General features: G+C 59.5%; 14 protein-coding genes and 3 pseudogenes. 11 read left to right on the top strand and 6 right to left on the bottom strand.

Going from position 1 to position 18,019, the window contains the following annotated elements; translation table 11 throughout:
- Positions 1–70 precede the first annotated feature (70 nt).
- Positions 71–421 (bottom strand): hypothetical protein, encoded by a 351-nt coding sequence (locus BM222_RS00615; protein WP_143105880.1) that lies wholly within the window; start codon positions 419–421, stop codon positions 71–73.
- Here BM222_RS00615 and BM222_RS00610 point away from each other — a divergent pair.
- The 5 genes from BM222_RS00610 (at position 420) to BM222_RS00590 (ending at position 4,630) form a co-directional block, all read left to right on the top strand.
- Positions 420–1,601, top strand: a complete 1,182-nt coding sequence (locus BM222_RS00610; protein ID WP_092226247.1) for an alpha-amylase family glycosyl hydrolase — start codon at positions 420–422, stop codon at positions 1,599–1,601. The genes BM222_RS00615 and BM222_RS00610 overlap by 2 nt on opposite strands.
- 434 nt (positions 1,602–2,035) lie before the next feature.
- Positions 2,036–2,368, top strand: a complete 333-nt coding sequence (locus BM222_RS00605) for an ArsR/SmtB family transcription factor (protein ID WP_177242929.1) — start codon at positions 2,036–2,038, stop codon at positions 2,366–2,368.
- Complete coding sequence (locus BM222_RS00600; RefSeq protein ID WP_092226243.1) at positions 2,361–2,906, top strand: SRPBCC domain-containing protein; 546 nt, start codon at positions 2,361–2,363, stop codon at positions 2,904–2,906. Before BM222_RS00605 ends, BM222_RS00600 begins: the two co-directional genes overlap by 8 nt.
- A 326-nt stretch (positions 2,907–3,232) precedes the next feature.
- Entirely contained in the window at positions 3,233–3,856 is a 624-nt protein-coding gene (locus BM222_RS00595) for an NAD(P)-dependent oxidoreductase (RefSeq protein WP_177242928.1), read from the top strand.
- Positions 3,857–4,219: 363 nt separating this feature from the next.
- Positions 4,220–4,630: a hypothetical protein gene (locus BM222_RS00590; protein ID WP_092226239.1), complete on the top strand. Its 411-nt coding sequence runs from the start codon at positions 4,220–4,222 to the stop codon at positions 4,628–4,630.
- A gap of 42 nt (positions 4,631–4,672) precedes the next feature.
- On the opposite strand, the pseudogene BM222_RS41800 reads toward BM222_RS00590, so the two are convergent.
- From BM222_RS41800 to BM222_RS00575, 4 genes and pseudogenes are all read right to left on the bottom strand, one after another.
- Positions 4,673–4,815 (bottom strand): annotated as a pseudogene (locus tag BM222_RS41800) (IS630 family transposase); the annotation flags it as partial.
- Between the two features lie 942 nt (positions 4,816–5,757).
- Positions 5,758–6,951 (bottom strand): methyltransferase domain-containing protein, encoded by a 1,194-nt coding sequence (locus BM222_RS00585; protein WP_092226236.1) that lies wholly within the window; start codon positions 6,949–6,951, stop codon positions 5,758–5,760.
- Positions 6,952–7,610: 659 nt separating this feature from the next.
- A complete protein-coding gene (locus BM222_RS00580) occupies positions 7,611–8,834 on the bottom strand; it encodes an ABC transporter substrate-binding protein (RefSeq protein WP_092226234.1) in 1,224 nt (407 codons plus the stop codon).
- A 66-nt stretch (positions 8,835–8,900) separates the two neighbouring features.
- Positions 8,901–9,630: pseudogene (locus tag BM222_RS00575) on the bottom strand (enoyl-CoA hydratase/isomerase family protein).
- 435 nt (positions 9,631–10,065) lie between these two features.
- On the opposite strand from BM222_RS00575, the pseudogene BM222_RS00570 reads away from it, so the two are divergent.
- The 6 genes and pseudogenes from BM222_RS00570 to BM222_RS00545 form a co-directional block, all read left to right on the top strand.
- Positions 10,066–10,578 (top strand): annotated as a pseudogene (locus tag BM222_RS00570) (sodium:solute symporter family transporter); the annotation flags it as partial.
- Positions 10,575–12,014, top strand: a complete 1,440-nt coding sequence (fahA, locus tag BM222_RS00565) for a fumarylacetoacetase (protein ID WP_244546970.1) — start codon at positions 10,575–10,577, stop codon at positions 12,012–12,014. The pseudogene BM222_RS00570 and the gene fahA, both read left to right, overlap by 4 nt.
- A gap of 876 nt (positions 12,015–12,890) precedes the next feature.
- Positions 12,891–13,295: an IS66-like element accessory protein TnpA gene (gene tnpA / locus BM222_RS00560; protein WP_244546969.1), complete on the top strand. Its 405-nt coding sequence runs from the start codon at positions 12,891–12,893 to the stop codon at positions 13,293–13,295.
- The gene (tnpB, locus tag BM222_RS00555) at positions 13,292–13,639 is read left to right on the top strand and encodes an IS66 family insertion sequence element accessory protein TnpB (protein WP_092226229.1); all 348 of its coding nucleotides are present in this window, start codon (positions 13,292–13,294) and stop codon (positions 13,637–13,639) included. Before tnpA ends, tnpB begins: the two co-directional genes overlap by 4 nt.
- A 73-nt stretch (positions 13,640–13,712) precedes the next feature.
- On the top strand, positions 13,713–15,365 hold the full coding sequence (gene tnpC, locus BM222_RS00550; RefSeq protein WP_092226227.1) for an IS66 family transposase: 1,653 nt from the start codon (positions 13,713–13,715) through the stop codon (positions 15,363–15,365).
- Positions 15,366–15,465: 100 nt separating this feature from the next.
- On the top strand, positions 15,466–15,768 hold the full coding sequence (locus BM222_RS00545; RefSeq protein WP_092226225.1) for a hypothetical protein: 303 nt from the start codon (positions 15,466–15,468) through the stop codon (positions 15,766–15,768).
- A gap of 607 nt (positions 15,769–16,375) precedes the next feature.
- Here BM222_RS00545 and BM222_RS00535 read toward each other — a convergent pair.
- A complete protein-coding gene (locus BM222_RS00535; protein WP_092226220.1) occupies positions 16,376–17,890 on the bottom strand; it encodes an amidase in 1,515 nt (504 codons plus the stop codon).
- Between the last annotated feature and the right edge of the window lie 129 nt (positions 17,891–18,019).

The raw sequence follows: 18,019 nt of genomic DNA, 5'->3' as shown, positions 1-18,019 counted from the left end.
TAGACGTGCCACCAGACGGCGTGTTCGATCCAGTCTCTCACATTCCCTCGCCCATGGCGTGGCTCGACGATCACGGAATCACGAAGCTCGCGCCGAACCTGACCGAGGCGGCGTCACCTCGTGTCAATTCGATCTGCTTCTCTGGACCGACCTTGACGCCTCCACCTTCCGTCTTGCGAACTCCATACTGCTTGACCCAGAGCGCTCCCTGCTCGGCAAGCGCATGCCGGATCCGGCTTGCGCCCCTGCCCGGGAATTTCAACAGCTCGTCGCGCTGGATCCCGAAGATGACGAGATCATCGCCGCGACGGTGGTGGAAAAACACGGCTTGATTTGCCTGCCGAGCCGTATCCATCCAGAACACGACTGAAGCAACCAGCACGACGGCGACTTTCACGGCCATTTTCAGGGTTCTGGACATGCGCCAACTGCAGAAGATCCAACAGGCGCATAGCATTATCCTGGATCCGGCCGTCGCCCAGTTAAGATCGCGTCATGATCGGCCAGGGGCGGCTTTTCCATGGATATGGAAATCCTGCGCGCGCCGTGGACTGCATGTTGTTCTCGACGGCGTGTTCAATCATGTCGGTCGCGATTGCCCGGTCTTTCAGCGCGCGCTTGCCGAAGGCCCAGTCTCCAGGGAGGCGTCGTGGTTTCACCTGAGCCGGCCGGGCGAAGGTTCTCCGGCGCAGGAGCCGGGCTATGCGACATTCGAGGGACATAGCCAGCTGGTTGCGCTGAACCATCAGGAGCCGGCTGTCGCCGACTATGTGACGCGCGCCATGACACACTGGCTCGACCGAGGCGCCGACGGATGGCGTCTCGATGCCGCCTACGCGGTCCCGCGACAGTTCTGGAGAAGTGTCCTGCCCGCGGTTCGTGCGCGGCATCCCCAAGCCTACATCTTCGGCGAGCTGATTCACGGCGACTACAGCGGCTTTGTTGCCGAGACGGGGGTGGATGCCGTCACACAATATGAATTGTGGAAGGCGATCTGGAGCTCGTTGAACGATCGCAATCTGTTCGAGCTCGCCTGGGCGCTGAAGCGCCACAGCGAAATGCTCGAGACCTTCGTGCCGCAGACATTCATCGGCAATCACGATGTCACGCGCATCGCGGGCCAATTGCGCGATGAGCGGTATCTCGCCCACGCGTTCGTCATTCTGATGACTTGCGGCGGCACCCCTTCGATTTATGCGGGCGACGAGCAGGGCTTCCGCGGCATCAAGGAGCATCGCGCCGGCGGCGACGACGCGATCCGTCCGCAATTTCCGGGGGCGCCCGCTGACCTGGCGCCGTTCGGCTGGCTGGTCTATCGGCTGCATCAAGAGCTTATCGGGCTTCGGCGGCGACATCCCTGGCTTTGTCGGGCACGCAGCCGCGTGATCGAGCTTCGCAACGCAGATCTCCTGCTCGAGGCGTTTCACCAAGAAGCCCGGCTGCTGGTCGCGTTGAATCTGGCCGATGCGCCGGTCGTCCATGCGATCAATGGAAGCGTCGAAAGACTGGCAGGCGACCTCACGACGCGACGGAGAGGCCCTGCGACCGAGATTGCATTGGCGCCGCATGGCTGGGGAATTCTGGCGTCAGATCCAACGTGATTGCCGCAATGTCAGCGGAATTCGGCTGAGTTCGATTACTTGGGTTCAGGTTCGACAAAACTTCCAACGCCTTCGACGCCTGCATCTCGGTAGCGGATGCCCGACCAGAAGCAGTTAGCCAACGTCCGGACTGGCCGCCGATGTCGCGTTTGAATACACGACCAGTGTTCATTGGAATTCACTGGGCGATTTTCCGCAAATGTGCGCCGTTGGCCTCGAATTGCTCCACCCGGTTTCCTTCGTCCAGCCTGCCAGCTCAGGTGTCATGCACGTGGATCTCCTGGCGGCTGCGAAGCTCCCTCTCACGCCGCGCCCCAGAACCGCGACCATTGGTACGGGATAGGGGCACCGAGCGAGAGTCGGCGTCAGTTTTCACCGTCGGATTGACACGTCCAGATATGTAATATAGTAATTACATCATGACGGAAAAGGAGATGGACGCTGTTTTGCACGCGCTGGCCCACGCGCACCGGCGCAGGATTCTCGATCTCGTCGGAACCGAACCGGGCGTGACGGTGGGCCGCCTAGCTCGCAATTTCGATGTCAGCCGCATCGCAATCATGAACCATCTGACCGTGCTGGAGCGCGTGAGCTTGGTGCTGAGCGAGCGGGATGGCACGGCGCGCCGCCTGTATCTCAACACGGTGCCGATCCGTATGATCTACGAGCGGTGGACCGACGCGTTCAGCGGCCACTGGGCGGGCCATCTCCTCGGGATCAAGCAGGCGGCCGAGAGCGCCGGCAAAGGAGGAAAAGGCGATGGCTGAGCGCAAGCGCCAGATGTGGAAAGTGGTGATCGCCGCGCCGATCGAGACCGTTTGGAACACACTGGTCAGGACCGACGAAGTGCTTCCTTTCTTGTTCGGTTCGGTCTGCGACACTGAGGATGGCTTGCAGGTCGGCAAGCCGATGCGGATGCTGTCCGCGGACGGCAAATTCGTGATCTGCTACGGCGAAGTGCTGGAATTCTCGCCGCCGCATCGCTTCTCGCATGCGATCAATTTCGCGATGGCCGCCGACGAGCCACCGGCGCGGACGACCTACGAACTGAAGAAGGTGTCCGGGGGCACTGAGCTTACGCTGATCTCCGAGGCGCTCGACGGTACCAAGACGGCAAAGATGGCCCGGAGCGGCCAGTTCATCGTCGACAACATCAAGGCCGAGATCGAAACCGGTTGCCCGACCTTTGGCGGGCGCATGATGCTGCTGATGAACCCGCTGGTCGGGCTGTTCACCTCCGCGAGCTGCCGAACCGAGAACTGGCCATTGTCGCGGGTTCCCATCGAGGGAGAAACGCAGGCATGACCACGACAACCATTCGCTTCATGACGCGCCTTCAGCAAACTGGCAACACGGGGATCAAGGTGCGGCCGGACCATCATCGGACAGCTCGGCGGAGGTGCGCGGCCCACGTTCGCGGGGAAGGTCAATGGTTACCGCACGACGGTCGGCATGATGAGCGGCAAGTCGCTGCTGCCGTTCAGCGCAGCCGGCAGAAGGCGGACATCGACAATGTTCTCGGCGCCATGGCGACCGAAACCCGCGCAGGTCGGATCACGGCCATCGTCGCAAGTCTGCAGCAGTGACAACGACAAAGAGCTGAAAGCCGGCAACGTCCGGGAGAAATGCGCATGCGACTATTCATTGTCGGGGCGTCGGGACGGACCGGCCGCCACGTTGTGACGGAGGCGGTGTCTCGCGGACATGGCGTGTCGGCACTGATGCGGCCGGGATCGAAGGGCTTTGCCGATAGCAGCTGCAGAATTCTGGTCGGCGATGCGCTGGACGCGGAGATCCTCGCGCAGTCCATCCCCGGCCATGACGTGATCATATCCTGCCTCGGTCAACGAACATTCAACGACGCCCTGCTGCTGCGCATGGCGACGCAGGCCATGCTGCACGCAATGCAGCGCGCGGATGTCACGCGCTATCTCGTGCTCTCGCAGGGACTCCTGTTTCCATCGGACAAGTTATTCATCCGGTTGCTGCGATGGATCCTGCGCCGGCACCTGCGAGACAGCGAGGCCATGGAGGCAATCGTCCGCGAGTCCGGATCAGACTGGACGATCGTCCGGCCGCCAAGGCTGCTCGATGGTGGCCCACGACGCGGTTACCGGATCTCCGTCGGCGCGCGCGCTGACGGCGCAGCCTCGATGCAGCGCGCCGACTTGGCGGCTTTTCTTCTTGATGAAGCCGAGAAACGCGAGCACGTCTGCAAGATCATCGGGATTACTCAGCAGGATGGCCATGCGTGAAGACACTGTCGTCCCGAACAGATACCACGGCAAATTCTGGAGGCGGCTTACGCCCATCATGGGAGGTTTGCTCGACGGAAACAGCCGATTGTGCCCGGTATGAAACATGGGCTGCGCATCATCCTGGAACACTGCGCCGCCGAGACGGGCACTACACTTGAGTTCGGCATGGAGGCAGGACCTACTCGTACTGAACTATCTCGTTCGCACCGGCCACGGCTGGACGCTCCTGCTGCTCGCTCCGATAGGCGGGTTCGCTTTCGCCGAATCTGATTCTCACGATTGTTGGCAGAATTGATTGTGGTAACGTTCAAGCGGAATTGGGATCGTGATCAAGCGGGGCAAAGCCACTAGGGGAAAGCCATGAATAGAGGGTTAAGGCTTGCTTTCGACATCAATACTTTTCTCACGTTCATGGCGTTCATTCTTTTGGTGCTTCGCCCCACACTCCTTCCCGCCGCCGTCGGAGTTCACGTAGACAAGAGCGGGTATTTCATGGGCTATATGCTGGGCGCCGCGGAATGGGGACTTGCCGCAATGACTTTCTTTGGCAGGAAGCTGACCGATGTTGCCGCCTTAAGAGTTATTTCCATTGCGTGCATAGTCTTCCATGTGTCGTCGGCCGCAGTCATGGTAAGCACGTTTTTCAATGGCGGGAGTGACTTCGCTTTAGGACTTTGGGTAAACGTTCTGATCCCGCGCGGCGGTATTAGCCTGCTTTGCGCATATTTCGGCTTATTCAAAACGTCTGCTAGCTATGGCACTGTTAAGTAGCTTTGATGTCTCTCAAGTTGGGGGCTTCATCGCGTTGTGAATCTAGTGGATTGACTCCAACGCTTGGAACCGTCGGTTTCGAGCTGCGATGATGGTATCGGTACTGACCGCCGGACGAAGGGCTTTGACGTCTGGTTGTGTTCGGCGATGAAGCGATTGATGGCGGCCTGAAGATCCACGGCCGAATCTTCCCATTGAATGGCGGGAATGCGCATGGCCCTTTTCATGCCTCGCTTGACCTTGAAGGAGGTTGGCCCACCTTTATTGGCTGCGCGTTCGCTTTCTGCGCAATGGCGGTCACGCGGAAGGAGTGGGCAGCGCTGGCCGCGGGGTTGGCTGCTGCAGCGACCGCTTCGGCATTAGGCCTTCGACGAACACAAGGTGTCGATCGACCTGCGAAATTTGCGAGCCGATCTCCAGACAGGCAGGTGGGAGTGGGTTTGGGGTGGCGATCTATCGTCTTTTGCAGAATGTGCCGAAGGGGCCTGAAGAGATTGCACTCCTAATAAAGGACGTTGATGAAACTCGGCTTTGTAGACCGCAATGACTTCTGACCGAGCTGGTCAAGAACAGCGCGGTGTGCGCGATCCTAAACAAATCACCGAGCTGGTGGTCGGAGTTGGGCAAAATGAAAGCATCGGTCTCGCCATCGAGCGCATGCCGAACTTAGTGACCTACATCGGAATGGGTGTAGTGTCAGCTATCGTGCGAACCCGCTTCTCGTTCTCCCGCAAAGCCAGTTCTCGAGCTTCGCATCCGACGCACCGAAATACGTGCCGATGAGGCGAATGGGCCGACCGGCAGGAACAGGCTCGCTCGGAGCCGCAACCCGAAGCCATCGCGTCTGGCCGTCGCTGGGCCGAAAATATTCGGCTGTGTAGTCGAGGGCCACCCCGCTATCGAACTATAGAATTGATAATTTACTTCTCGACCCGTGCCTCAAACCCCTGCCAAATCCAAAACTCGTGTGTCAATCGGCCTGCAAATATTGCAAGCCGAATGACAGGGAGGTGAGAGGCGAAGCGTCGCTGCAGCGTCGACTGGAGTCGTGGGCGTCGGCGTGACCTTCCGCGGTCGATCCAGTCTGTCGTTGCTCTCCGGGCCAGAGGCGGAATGATGTGCCACATTTAAGGTGGCGAGGCACCAAATTGAGTCCACATATGCCGCAACGATGGCCCATAGCGCCGCTGAAAGCAGGCGGGTGGTTTTCCGCTTTCAGCAGATAAGATTTGAATATTTGCCCAATGACCGGCCAACCTGATCGGGATTGACCACAGGACTCGGTCGCTCACGAGCTTCTCCCCGAGCGACGTCAACAACACGGCGTTGCCGCCGGGCGCCAGAACGCGCATCGCTTCAGCCACGGCCATGCTCATATTCCCCTTGATGGCCCCTTTGGCGGCGACGCTCCGTCCCCAAGGCAGGTTGGCAACCACGCAATCGGCAAAGCCGTTGCGATAGGGCAAACGTCCAAGGTCTGCCTGGATCCATTGGCATCGTGCACCCCCTCCGTTCCTAGCCGCGGCCAGCAAACGGTCGCGGTCGATGTCGGAACCGATGGTGATGATGTCAGGCATCAGCCGCCTGGCCTCGATCAGCAGTGTTCCGGTTCCGCAACATGGGTCTAGGACATTGCAACCCGGATACGCACCACTAAGCATGCTCATCGCATAAGCCACCGGCGGATGAAGCGCGCCGGGCGCCGACGACATCCTGTAGGCGCGTCGATGCAGCGGGCGGAGCGCGACGCGCAGGCCTACCATGGCCTCCCCATCTCTGATGTGAATCCGCCAACTCACGTCGCGCTCCGGGGCGGCATCGGTCTCGTGGTCGTGGAACGCCATGCCGGTGACCTCGGAGATCACCGCGCCGGTGCAAACTTCGATCTCCGTACGTTTGTAATTTCGCCGTCCCAGAAAACTGGCGATTACCTCAAAACCGGACGATCGGTGGATCGGCCGCAGGCGGCCGACTCTAGCGAGCGCACGAGCCAGGGGAAGCTTGCGCACTCCCGCCGCCAGCTTGGCAAGGCTGATACGTCCGCGATCGATTTCCTCTATTCGTCCACAGAGGAGGAACAGATCGTCGATACTGCCGAGTGCAAGCACGCGGGAATCGAGAGCTGCGCTAAAGATAATTTCCCTGTGGCCTATCGCGAGCACGGATGCGTTCAGACCGGATTTGATTTCCGCCGCGGCGAGCCACTCGAGTCCACGGACCGAGCGGGCGAGAAAGATTGGGGTTTGTGGAGTTGACGAAGTTGCACGCCGATGCCGCGCGCCGCCACGGGCGCGCTCCGGCTGACCTTGGGGTGAAGGCATGAAAACCGCGATATCGCTGCTGCAGCCGCCATCGCCCGTGGACGACGGGTGTGGCCGGGCTGACCTGGTCTAAGACACGTGCTGGCCGCGTTGCGGCAAGGCACGAACTTCCATCCCGCACGGTGCGGGTCGCGCCGTTAGCGGTTCAGGAAGAAGACCGAGGCGATATTGGTACGGATCATCATGACGCACCCAAGATAGCATTACTGCCCGTGGCGGCTCAAGGCGCCGTGTGCCTAGAGGCCGAGAATAAAAATATACGTCCCTCTGTTTTCCGACTGATGATAGTGCAAGCTTTTTATGGCTTCGACATATGCCTTCAGCAAGGATCAAGCAATGTCGTCGGGTGGCGACGCGCTAGGTCTTCATGGGTCAGCGTCCTAGAATGTCGCTGTTAGGCTGTTGATCGTGACCTATCGGGCGGGCTCACGGCCAGCTGCATTCAGCAGATCTGACGGTACTCTTCACGGTGCTCTTCGTGCGCGGCCAACCGTTCGGGAGAAATTCGGTCATCAGTTCAGGCCTGACGGTACTTTTTCTCGAAGGCGAGAATCTCTCCTCGACGATGAGGCGGCGACTGCCGGGGTCAGACAATGCCGTGCCAAGTGTGTGTGATTTTCGACTTGGGTGCTCGCTCGGCGGGCGAGCCGGTGGGTGGTTCACTCCCTACGCTCCGCTGAAACGTCAACGATGCTTCCGACCGGCTGGTAGCGCTCGCCATCGAATCTGATCAGTTGCAACTGCTCGATTGGATAATAGTCGGCTGGACCAGTGTTGATCGTAATGCCGGGAAGGAGCATCTCGGCGCGGTAACCGTGCAAGTTGGCTGCCTGCTTCATTATGTTTTCGCGAGTTAGGTCGTCACCGCACTGTCTGAGTACCTCGACAAGGACCTGGGCGGCGATGTGGGCGGCGACATTGTTGCCGTTTTCCTTGCTACCTTCCGGATAATACTTATCCATGAAGGCGATCCATCTCAGCATCTCGGGATCGTCTTTCCAGGTGGGATCGGAATATCCCTTCATAAACGCGGCCGAGATCACCCCTTTTGCGTTATCGAATCCGGCGGGTCGCAATACCGCAGAGATCGATGCCGATGTGCTCGACTGGAAATAGGTTGGCTTCCAGCCTAGCTCGGCCACCTTTTTGATCGCTTGCGCGGCGGCCTTCGGAGTCGACATAGAAATCATGATGTCGGCGCTCGATGCCTTCAGGCTCGTGATATGAGAGTCCACGGTTGGCTCGACAATCTCATAGCTCTCGCTGGCGACGATCATGTCGGCTCGTTCGCCGAGTCCAGTTTTGACGCTTTGTAGCTGTTCCTTCCCAGCATCGTCGTTTTGCCAGAGGATCGCGATTCTTCCGTTTGGATAACGCTCCAGGATATGCTTCGCAAAGACCCGGCCTTCGCTCCAATAGGTCGGAGCCAGCCCCATGGTCCATGGAAAGTGAGCGGGATCTCCCCACTTGCTTGCGCCCGAGCCAACGAAAAGCTGCGGCACCTTCTTCTGATTCAGGTATTTTTGAACCGCAGTGTTTGTCGGCGTGCCCAGGGCCTGGAAGATGAGCAGCACTTCGTCGCTCTCGACCAACCGTCGGGTTTGCTCCATCGTCTTCGGGGGGCTGTAGGCATCGTCATATGAAATGAATGTGATCTTCCGCCCGTTAATCCCGCCCTTATCATTGATCATCCTGAAATAGGCCGCTTCCGCCGCTCCCGTAGAAGCATATGCGGATGCCGGGCCGCTGTAGGGCATCGTGTTTCCTATCCGGATTTCGGCGTTGCTTGCGCCAGGGCCGTATTTAGGTTCGGCGCTTGATGCTGGCACCGAAACGACAAGGAAAACTAGAAGTGCGAACCCAAGCCGAATTTCACGGAACATCTCTCTTTTCCTTATTGTTTCAGGGCGCCGCTCTGATGTCTTGCAGGATCGGCGATCGAGTATGTCTCATGCCCCGACGAAGCGCCCCGGCCGGCGCTCGACCACCGATCGGACGCCTTCACGGTAATCGGCAGCGGCGAATAGCTTCGTCTGTTCGGCCCGTTCGTGTTCGGTCTGGGCGCTCACCAGTTCGGTAAGGCCTTTGCGGAGCGTCATCCGGGTTGCCGACACGGCAAGCGGCGCCGCTTCGCCAATTTCGGCAGCGATCGCTCGAGCAGCAGGGCGCAACTGATCTTGCTGGGCTATGGCGTCGACGAGGCCCCACAAATCCGCCTCTTCGGCCTTGATCCGACGGCCAGTGTACAGCATGAGAGCAGCACGTTGTTGCCCGATCAGTCGCGGCAGCGTCAGGGTAATCGCGAAGCCAGATGGATGCCAAACTTGACAAAATTTGCGGCGAACCTTGCTTCCGGCGCTGCAACGCGAAAATCCGCAACCGGCGCAAGTCCGAGTCCACCGCCGATCGCTGGACCCTGCACGGCAGCCACGATCGGTTTTGGACACTCAAACAATCGCAACGCGTCCCGATACAGGTCACTCCTCGAGCCCTGGCCACCGCTGCCGGTCCTTTTCGCGAAATCTGCGCCAGCGCAGAACGACTTCCTTCCGACGCCAGCACGATTGCCCGGCAGTTCCGCTCCTCTGCCAAGAGCTCGAATCCCTCAGCGATCCGTTCGATCAGGCCGACATCAAAGAAGTTGTTGGGTCCCCGCCGGATTTCGACGAATCCGATCATGTCGTCGATGCTAGCGACCACTTCGCCTCTTGCGAGGAGTTCCATCTTTCGCTTGCCCTCTCTTGTCTAAGCAGGGAAGCTTAAGCAAGCTCCCGACAAAGGAAAGACATTCTCATTTATAGGTGCGATTTCCATATATGAGGAACCGTCATGAAGGAGAGTCATGGCAAACGCAATTATCAAATCCGCTCGGCGCGTCATCGAGATAATGGAGCATTTTGATCGCAAGAGGCGTCCTCTCGGTCTCAAGAGGAAATCCGCGACGAGCTCGACTATCCCGTGTCAAGCGGTGCAGCGATGCTGAAAAGCCCGGTTACCTCGAATACGACCGAGCGAGCCGAACCTATTTGCCGACCTTGCGCATTGCCGTGCTTGGGCGGTGGGTTTCTGATCAGCTCTTCAACCAATTCAAGATGCTGCCGCTCATGGAAGAGCGATATTTATGGGCAGGTGATTGCGAAGGGTAACGCGCCGGAGGCACGTGAGGTGATGGTTGCGAAGATTGCCGCGGTGGCGATAGGCATCGTCACGGTGGGCCTAGCCATCACGTTCGAGAACCAGAATGTCGCGTTCATGGCCGGCTTAGCGCTATCGGTCGCGGCAAGCTGCAATTTTCCAGTGCTGGCGATGGCGATCTTCTGGCGCGGTACCACCACCCGCGGTGCGGTTGCCGGCGGCCTCGTCGGTCTGTTCAGCTCCCTCATATTTGTCGTGCTGAGCAAGACTGTCTGGGTCGCGGTGTTCCATTTCGCGGCGCCGTTATTTCCCTACGACAATCCCGCGCTCTTCTCGATGCCGTTGGCCTTCCTGGTGATATGGCTTGGTTCGCTAAGTGACCAAACGGCCCGTGCCTCGGCCGAGCGGCGCGCGTTTGATGCTCAGTTTGTCCAATCGGAAATCGGCATCTGGTCCTCTGAAGACAACAAGGCGTTGGCGGGAGCTGCATGATGAAAGCTACGATCGACGAGACCCACGATCCGGCACGCCGCAGTTTTGTGTCGACCGCCAACGACCCCTCCGGCGACTTCCCCATCCAGAATCTGCCGCTCGGCGTCTTCAGCCGTGGCAAGGAGGGAAAACTGTCCGCGGGGGTTGGGATCGGCGATCAGATTCTTGATTTTCATGCGGCACACAGGGCCGGTCTCCTGCCGAGAGAAATTCCCGAGTGGACCGTCGCCGACTCCTCGCTCAACTCGCTGTTTGCGTTGGGGCCTGGCTCGTTGCGAACTTTACGAAAGGCAATCAGTGCCGCGCTTGACGCGGGTTCAAACGGTGAGGCTGCGCGCCGCCATGCGTCGGACCTGCTGGTCCCAATGAGCGCTTGCACGATGTATCGTCCGACCGCGGTGCCGAACTACACGGATTTTTATGCCGGCATAAATCATGCGAAGGCGGCGGGCGCACTTCTCACGCCTGAAAATCCGCTGCCCGCCAACTACAAATGGGTGCCGATTGCCTATCACGGACGGGCGTCTTCGGTGCAAGTCGGGCAGGGTGTTGTTCGCCGACCCATTGGACAGCGGATGCCATCGGTGGACGGAGGCAGCCCCGGCTTCGGCCCTTGCGATCGGCTCGATTTCGAATTGGAGATGGGATTCTATCTCAGCGGCGGCAACGAGCTCGGAAGTCCAATCCCGGTTGCGCGCGCAAGCGAACAGATTGTCGGCTATTCACTACTCAACGATTGGTCGGCGAGGGACGTCCAGCGCTGGGAGATGTACCCACTCGGCCCGTTCCTCAGCAAGAGTTTCGCAACGTCTGTGTCGCCGTGGGTTGTTACCGCGGACGCATTGGCGCCGTTCCGCATTCCGGCGATGGTTCGTCCTCACGGGGACCCCCAGCCGTTGAAATATCTGCTCGACGACGATGATCAGAAAAGTGGCGGGCTGGACATAAGCCTGAAGGTGTTTCTCACGACCGAAAAGATGCGGGCCGCAAGGGACGTTCCGGTCGAAATTCTCAACTCGAACGCCAAACATCTATATTGGACACCGGCGCAGATGGTTGCGCACCACACGATCAATGGATGCAACCTTCTACCGGGGGACCTGATCGGCACCGGCACGATTTCCGGACCTACCGACGCTGAACTGAGCAGCATGCTCGAATTCACGTCTGCCGGAACCCGCCCCATTACGCTTCCCAACGGAGAGCGTCGCGGCTTTCTACACGACGGTGACGAGATCCGATTTGAGGGCGCTGCACTCGTGAGGGTTTTGCATCCATCGGCTTCGGAGTGTGCGTCGGAACGATTGCGGCATCTCATCAGACGGAGCTTGAAAGCAGGGCGGCCTGATCCGCGCGTGTTAAGCGAAGAGTCGCCCCTCGAGCGATCCGCTCCGAGCGGGTTGGTACTGCCCGGAAGACGGCAGAACGATAGCTAGGAGAGGAACTGCCATGGACAGTTGCCACATGATCGCATACGCCATGATCACGATGCCGGACATCGACATGGAAGAGGTCCAGTTTTTGGGCAACTTCTCGTCGTTCTCGTAGCCTTATCGGTCGCGGTGGTGGGCCGCTTGGCTGCGTTTGTCTTCTGAGCCCTCACGAGGTGGTTGATGTAGCCGTGGGGTCAAGCAAACTCGGCAATCGTGTGTGGGAGCCTGCGTGATGGAAACTGCGGCGCTCCCTGTAGATTGTGCGCGAACTTTGAATTGGCCTGCGCGGCAGCGGGTCCCGATTTTGGTCTCTCGGCGCACTCGTTTAGTAGCTGTCAAGCCGCTGCTTCAAGGGACGCTTTTGACGAACTACCAAGGGTCTAGGTCGCGGGTTGGCTGCCCAATTGCGATCCGCGCTGGGCGCTTTTCCATTTGGAAAAGCCTGCTAAGCAATTGATCTCACTAGGGGCCATTTCGCACATTTTTTTCCAAATGCGCCTTGAAATCATTGAACAATCAATCAGATTTTGATTCCGCCATTCGGAGGTTCGATCCCTCCCGCCCCAGCCAGCGCTCAAGCTGCTGAGTTCGTTATATAAGTAAACTCTGTTCCCACCAAATTTTTTGGCGCGTTTGGAAATAGAGCTCCTGATGCTCGTTCGAGAATCGAACTAAACGGCGTCGTGCATTACATCGACCTATTGGTTTATCTCTGCGGTTTCATCGCAACATATACCGCGGAAGCTACTTGGGCACGTCTGTTACGCCCTCATCGTAGAATAGAGTATTACGGCGAACAGATCGTATCGCTCCGGCGAAGACCGCCTTGCGCGGTTTGATGGAGGATGAAGACATAGGCGTGTGACTGACCATATGCCTATGCCGAAGGTTTCCCGACTTGAAGTCGTCTCGACGGGCGCACGGCGCCGTTGGACATTGGAAGAAAAGCAGCGGATCGTCAGCGAGAGCTATGGCGGGTCGCGTCTGGTGTCGGTGACTGCGCGACGTAACGGGCTGTCGACAAGCCAATTGTTCACGTGGCGCCGATTGGCGCGCGAAGGCAAGCTGAGCGGCGATGCCACGCCAGTGCTTTTTCCGGTTGAGATCACGCCTGCGGCGGCTCCGATCTCGAGTGGCGCGCCACAAGCGGTGTCTTCACCGCCTGCGCAACGTGCAAGGGCCGGCATTATCGAGATCGAGCTTGGCGGCTGTCGTGTTCGCGTTGACCGCGACGTGGACGTTGAGGCGCTGCAGCGTGTTCTTGAGCTTCTGAGACGGCGATGATCCCGATCCCGAGCGGCGTCAGGGTCTGGATCGCCACCGGCCACACCGACATGCGCCGCGGGATGCAAAGCCTGGCGCTTGCTGTTCAGGAGAGCCTGAAGCGCGATCCTCATGCTGGCGATCTTTACATCTTCAGGGGGCGCCGCGGCGATCTGGTCAAGATCCTCTGGCATGACGGGTTGGGCATATCGCTCTACGCCAAGCGGCTGGATCGCGGCAAGTTCATCTGGCCATCGGCGTCGGACGGCGCAGTATCGATCTCGGCGGCGCAGATGGCCTATATGCTGGAAGGGATCGACTGGCGGAATCCACAACTGAGTTGGCGCCCGCAGAGCGCAGGCTGAGCCCAAAATCCAGCATATTTTTTTGCATTTTTGGGGAGTCCCAACGCTTCCAATCTGTGATTCACTGTGACGCATGGATGCTGAGCGCGACGCTGTTCCGGATGACATTGCCGCCTTGAAAGCGGTGCTGGCAGTCGAGCGCGCGAGAGGTTTGGAGATTGCCGCTGAACTTGCGGTTGCTCGCGCGAAAGCGTCGGAAGACGAGGCGCTGATCGCCCAGCAGAAGCTGCAGATCGCCAAGCTAAGGCATCAGATCTACGGCCAGCGGTCGGAACGTTCGTCGCGCCTGATTGAGCAGTTGGCTCTGACATTCGAGGAGATGGAAGCCGACGCCACCGAAGACGAGCTGGCGGCGGAACGGGCCGTAGCCAGGATAACGACGGCGGTGCGCGGATTTACCCGCAAGCGCGCCGAGCGCCAGACCTTCCCCGAGCATCTGCCCCGGGAGCGGGTGGTGATCGATGGGCCTACGGCTTGTGAATGCTGCGGCAGCAATCACCTGCGCAAGCTCGGCGAGGACGTGACGCGCACGCTGGAAGTGGTGCCGCGTCAGTGGAAGGTGATCGAGACGGTCCGGGAGAAGTTCTCCTGCCGCGACTGCGAGAAGATTAGCCAGGCCCCGGCGCCATTCCATGCCGTCGCACGGGGATGGGCTGGCCCGAGCCTGTTGGCCATGATCATGTTCGAGAAGTTCGGCCAACATCAGCCTTTAAACCGTCAAGCTGAGCGCTACGCCCTGGAAGGCGTGTCGATCGCGCTGTCGACCATGGCGGACGCCGTGGGATCGGTCAGTGCGGCGCTGGATCCTCTGCTGCGCCTGGTCGAAGCCCATGTCATGGCGGCCGAGCGCCTGCATGCCGATGATACGACGGTGCCGGTGCTGGCTAAGGGCAAAACCGATACGGGACGATGCTGGATCTACGTCCGGGACGACCGGCCGTTTGGAAGCACGGACCCGCCGGCGGCGATGTTCTATTACTCACGCGACCGCAAGGGCGAGCATCCCCAGGCGCATCTGGCGGGGTATGCCGGCATCCTGCAGGCCGACGCCTATGACGGGTACAACCAGCTCTATCTGGCCGGACGCCACCCAGGACCGATCCGGGAAGCGGCGTGTTGGGTCCATGCGCGGCGCCCATTCTTCGCCATGGCCGATATCGAAGAGAATGCCCGTCGCAAGGCCACCGGCAAGAAGGAGATCCCGCTCTCGCCCATCGCGGTCGAGGTCGTGCGGCGGATCGATGCGCTGTTCGAGATCGAGCGCTCCATCAATGGCAGGAGCCCCGAAGGGCGTTTGGAGATGCGACAGACGCTGAGCCGGCCTCTGGTCGAGGATCTTCAGGTCTACATGCGGGAGCAGCTCGCCAAACTGTCCCGCGGTCACGACCTGGCCAAGGCGTTCAACTACATCCTGAAGCGATGGGCGAGCTTCACGCGGTTCCTGGAAGACGGACGCGTGTGTCTATCGAACAATGCCGCCGAAAGAGGCTTGCGAGGCATCGCTCTTGGACGAAAATCCTGGTTGTTCTGCGGCTCTGATCGCGGCGGACGGCGCGCGGCTTCCTTGTACAGCTTGATCATCACGGCCAAAATGAACGGCGTCGATCCGCAGGCTTGGCTCACGGATATCCTTGCCCGCATCGCCGCCCACCCAGCTCATCGGCTCGAGGAGCTACTGCCCTGGAATTGGACGCAGGGATCAGCGATTGCTGCACAGGCGGCGTGATCTGCGAGTTGATGAGGCTGCTGCGTGACGACTATCGTATCATGTTGCCAGCATTGCTAGAGAGCTATTCGCGAAATGTCTCTAGAGGGGGCAACCGGCCATGAGTATCTATGCGGCGCTTCAGGAAATGGTCAAGCTGATCGGTGAGTACGGGTTCTACGTGTATCTCGTTCTGATCGCTGTATATGTCGCTTTCATTGCGAGTATTCGGAGAGCTGCTTTGAACGACATCCGAAATAGCGGAAGCGGCTGGCAGGAAACTAATCGCATTGTTCATGCGATCCTGATCGAGCGCTATTCTAATCGGCGTGCGCCGGCCCTGATCGTGTTTTATGGCATGCCGATCCTCACCTTATTCCTAGCGCTTCTGCCTTTTCTGATTTCCTCGTCAGGTAAGGGCTAACCCGCCTGTGGCCCACACCGGATGCTTACAACAGATCGGACACCTAGTCGAATGATGCACTTGTGCGCAATTCGCGCCGTGCTGCAGTTCGCTCAGCGGATAGCCGCAGGGTTCGAGTCGCTCTCCCGCTACCAATCATACAATTTTGCGCGCCAAACTGCGATCCTCCACGATCTTGCGCTCATAATGGTGGCGCTTGGTCGCCGTGCGAGACTGTCTGGGATCGACTGATCGGCTCTTGAGAGCGGCGGCGAATGTTGCAAGCGGACGCGATTCCAAGTCTCAGGCAACTTCGTGCAGCCTTGTTGCCATCGCGGGATAGCCGTATAGCCACATGTGATCGAATCGAGGGCCGTCGGCAACGGCTGTGAGGAGACGAGGGCCTAGTGGTAAGGGCCTCCCGCTTCGCCTTTCTAATATTTCCCACGCCGATTACGAATTTCCTCGGTCTCGTGCGATAGGCGGGCGAGCTGGTGGCGGCCTGACGCCAACACCGCCGAAGGCTGAAAACATCGCCTGGTCAGATCCAGATATGGAAATGCGGCCGGCCGCGTATCGACCGGTCGCTGACAAATCCGATTTGAGAACCTCGACGGCTCGATCGACCTTACACCTGCAGCGATCGCGCCTTGCAGATATTGTAGTTTTGGTGCCACGGCTGAAGGCGTTCGAATGCTGCACTGGCCGCCAGAACGTCGCTATCGGCGTTTCGGCGACCAACGATCTGCATCCCGATCGGCAGGCCGTCGAATAGTCCAGCGGGCACCGATGCCGCCGGGTGGCCGCTGAAATTGACAAAGTAGGTCATGGCCCAGCCGACAAGCGGGTCGATTTCCACACCGTTGATCGAGCTCGGTCCGACCGTATTGCCGTCCTTCGCATTGTCCACGGGCGGGCAGGCTGTGGTTGGCGTAACAAGCAGATCATAATCGTTCAGTACGCCTTGAATCGCGCTATAGATCTCGCCGCGGATAGCCTGACTCCGGAAGAAATCGAGCCCCGAAAGCCGCTTGGCCTTCTCGACCCACTCAAGATACTGAGGCGGGAAATCCTTCTGATGTTGGCCGAGCAGATCTATGCCGTCCCGCTTCATGTTCTCGAACGCCTGCAGGTTGAGCAGCATGTAGAGTCCCGACCAGGCATCGGTCAGCTCCTTGTGCGAACGCTTGATACCGAGCTTGACCTGCTCGACGTGCGCGCCGGCATCCTCGAAGATGCGAACTGACCGCTCGACTGTTTCCGCCACGCCTCGATCCACGGGAAAGATGTCCAAGTTCGGGCTATAGCCGATCTTGAGGCCGCGGATGGAGCGGCGGGTCGCCGCCGTGAAATCGACTGCCGGCTCGATGATGCTGAAGGGGTCCCGCGCGTCCTGGCCGGCGAGCACGTTCAACGCTATCGCCGCATCCTCCACGTTCCGGGTGATCGGCCCCTCGAAGAGGAAGGGCGAGTCGGTAGCGCCGAATGCGTTGCCACTCACCACGAAGGGCACTCTGCCGAAGGAAGCTTTGAATCCATAGGTGCCACACCATGCCGAGGGAACGCGAATGGATCCGCCTGCATCGGTTCCCTCGGCAATGGGCAGTAGTCCGTCGGCCACCGCCGCAGCGCTGCCGCCAGAGGAGCCGCCGCTGTTCTTGGCAAGATTGAACGGGTTGCGCGTAGGCCCGAACAGATAGTTGTCACAAGTCGCACGGAATCCCATAAGGGCGCTGTTCGTCTTTCCCAGGAGCACTGCTCCACCGCGCTTTTCCATGCGTTCGCAGAACACGCAGTAGGAATTGACCACGTGGTGCTTGAGCGCGCTGAAGCCGCCCAGGCTTGCAGGCCATCCCGGCTTGAAATCGAATAAGTCCTTGAGAGCGGACGGAACGCCATGCAGGGGTCCCAATTGGTCACCAGCCATCAGGGCCCTCTCGAGCTCCTTGGCCCTTTTCCGCGCGCCCTCGAAATCGAGGTAGATGAAAGCATTCAGGCTCGGATTGCGCGCCTCGATGCGCGGAATGAATGCCTCAACGACTTCAACAGGCGACAAATCGCGACGCCGGATCCGAGCGGCAAGTTCCTGGGCCGAGACGTATGCGAGTTCGTCGGAAAGCGAGGCTGTGCTTTGGGTCAACATGACTGTTCCCTTATTGGCTGTCGATGGTCGATGCGGCTGACGGTGAATGTACGAGTTTCACTGGCCGGCGGTCGCATGGTGAGCGCATTGAATTCACCCAAGCCGCCTCCGCTCGGCGATCAGCCGGAG

This window comes from Bradyrhizobium sp. Gha (genome assembly GCF_900113735.1).
In the GTDB taxonomy this organism is placed as follows: Bacteria; Pseudomonadota; Alphaproteobacteria; order Rhizobiales; family Xanthobacteraceae; genus Bradyrhizobium.
This window is presented reverse-complemented; position numbering and strand designations above follow the sequence as displayed.

Coding starts and splice junctions, on each gene's coding strand:
- BM222_RS00610 (WP_092226247.1), top strand. CDS start 420: ATGCGCCAACTGCAGAAGATCCAACAGGCGCATAGCATTATCCTGGAT.
- BM222_RS00615 (WP_143105880.1), bottom strand. CDS start 421: ATGTCCAGAACCCTGAAAATGGCCGTGAAAGTCGCCGTCGTGCTGGTT.
- BM222_RS00605 (WP_177242929.1), top strand. CDS start 2,036: ATGGACGCTGTTTTGCACGCGCTGGCCCACGCGCACCGGCGCAGGATT.
- BM222_RS00600 (WP_092226243.1), top strand. CDS start 2,361: ATGGCTGAGCGCAAGCGCCAGATGTGGAAAGTGGTGATCGCCGCGCCG.
- BM222_RS00595 (WP_177242928.1), top strand. CDS start 3,233: ATGCGACTATTCATTGTCGGGGCGTCGGGACGGACCGGCCGCCACGTT.
- BM222_RS00590 (WP_092226239.1), top strand. CDS start 4,220: ATGAATAGAGGGTTAAGGCTTGCTTTCGACATCAATACTTTTCTCACG.
- BM222_RS00585 (WP_092226236.1), bottom strand. CDS start 6,951: ATGCCTTCACCCCAAGGTCAGCCGGAGCGCGCCCGTGGCGGCGCGCGG.
- BM222_RS00580 (WP_092226234.1), bottom strand. CDS start 8,834: ATGTTCCGTGAAATTCGGCTTGGGTTCGCACTTCTAGTTTTCCTTGTC.
- fahA (WP_244546970.1), top strand. CDS start 10,575: ATGATGAAAGCTACGATCGACGAGACCCACGATCCGGCACGCCGCAGT.
- tnpA (WP_244546969.1), top strand. CDS start 12,891: ATGCCGAAGGTTTCCCGACTTGAAGTCGTCTCGACGGGCGCACGGCGC.
- tnpB (WP_092226229.1), top strand. CDS start 13,292: ATGATCCCGATCCCGAGCGGCGTCAGGGTCTGGATCGCCACCGGCCAC.
- tnpC (WP_092226227.1), top strand. CDS start 13,713: ATGGATGCTGAGCGCGACGCTGTTCCGGATGACATTGCCGCCTTGAAA.
- BM222_RS00545 (WP_092226225.1), top strand. CDS start 15,466: ATGAGTATCTATGCGGCGCTTCAGGAAATGGTCAAGCTGATCGGTGAG.
- BM222_RS00535 (WP_092226220.1), bottom strand. CDS start 17,890: ATGTTGACCCAAAGCACAGCCTCGCTTTCCGACGAACTCGCATACGTC.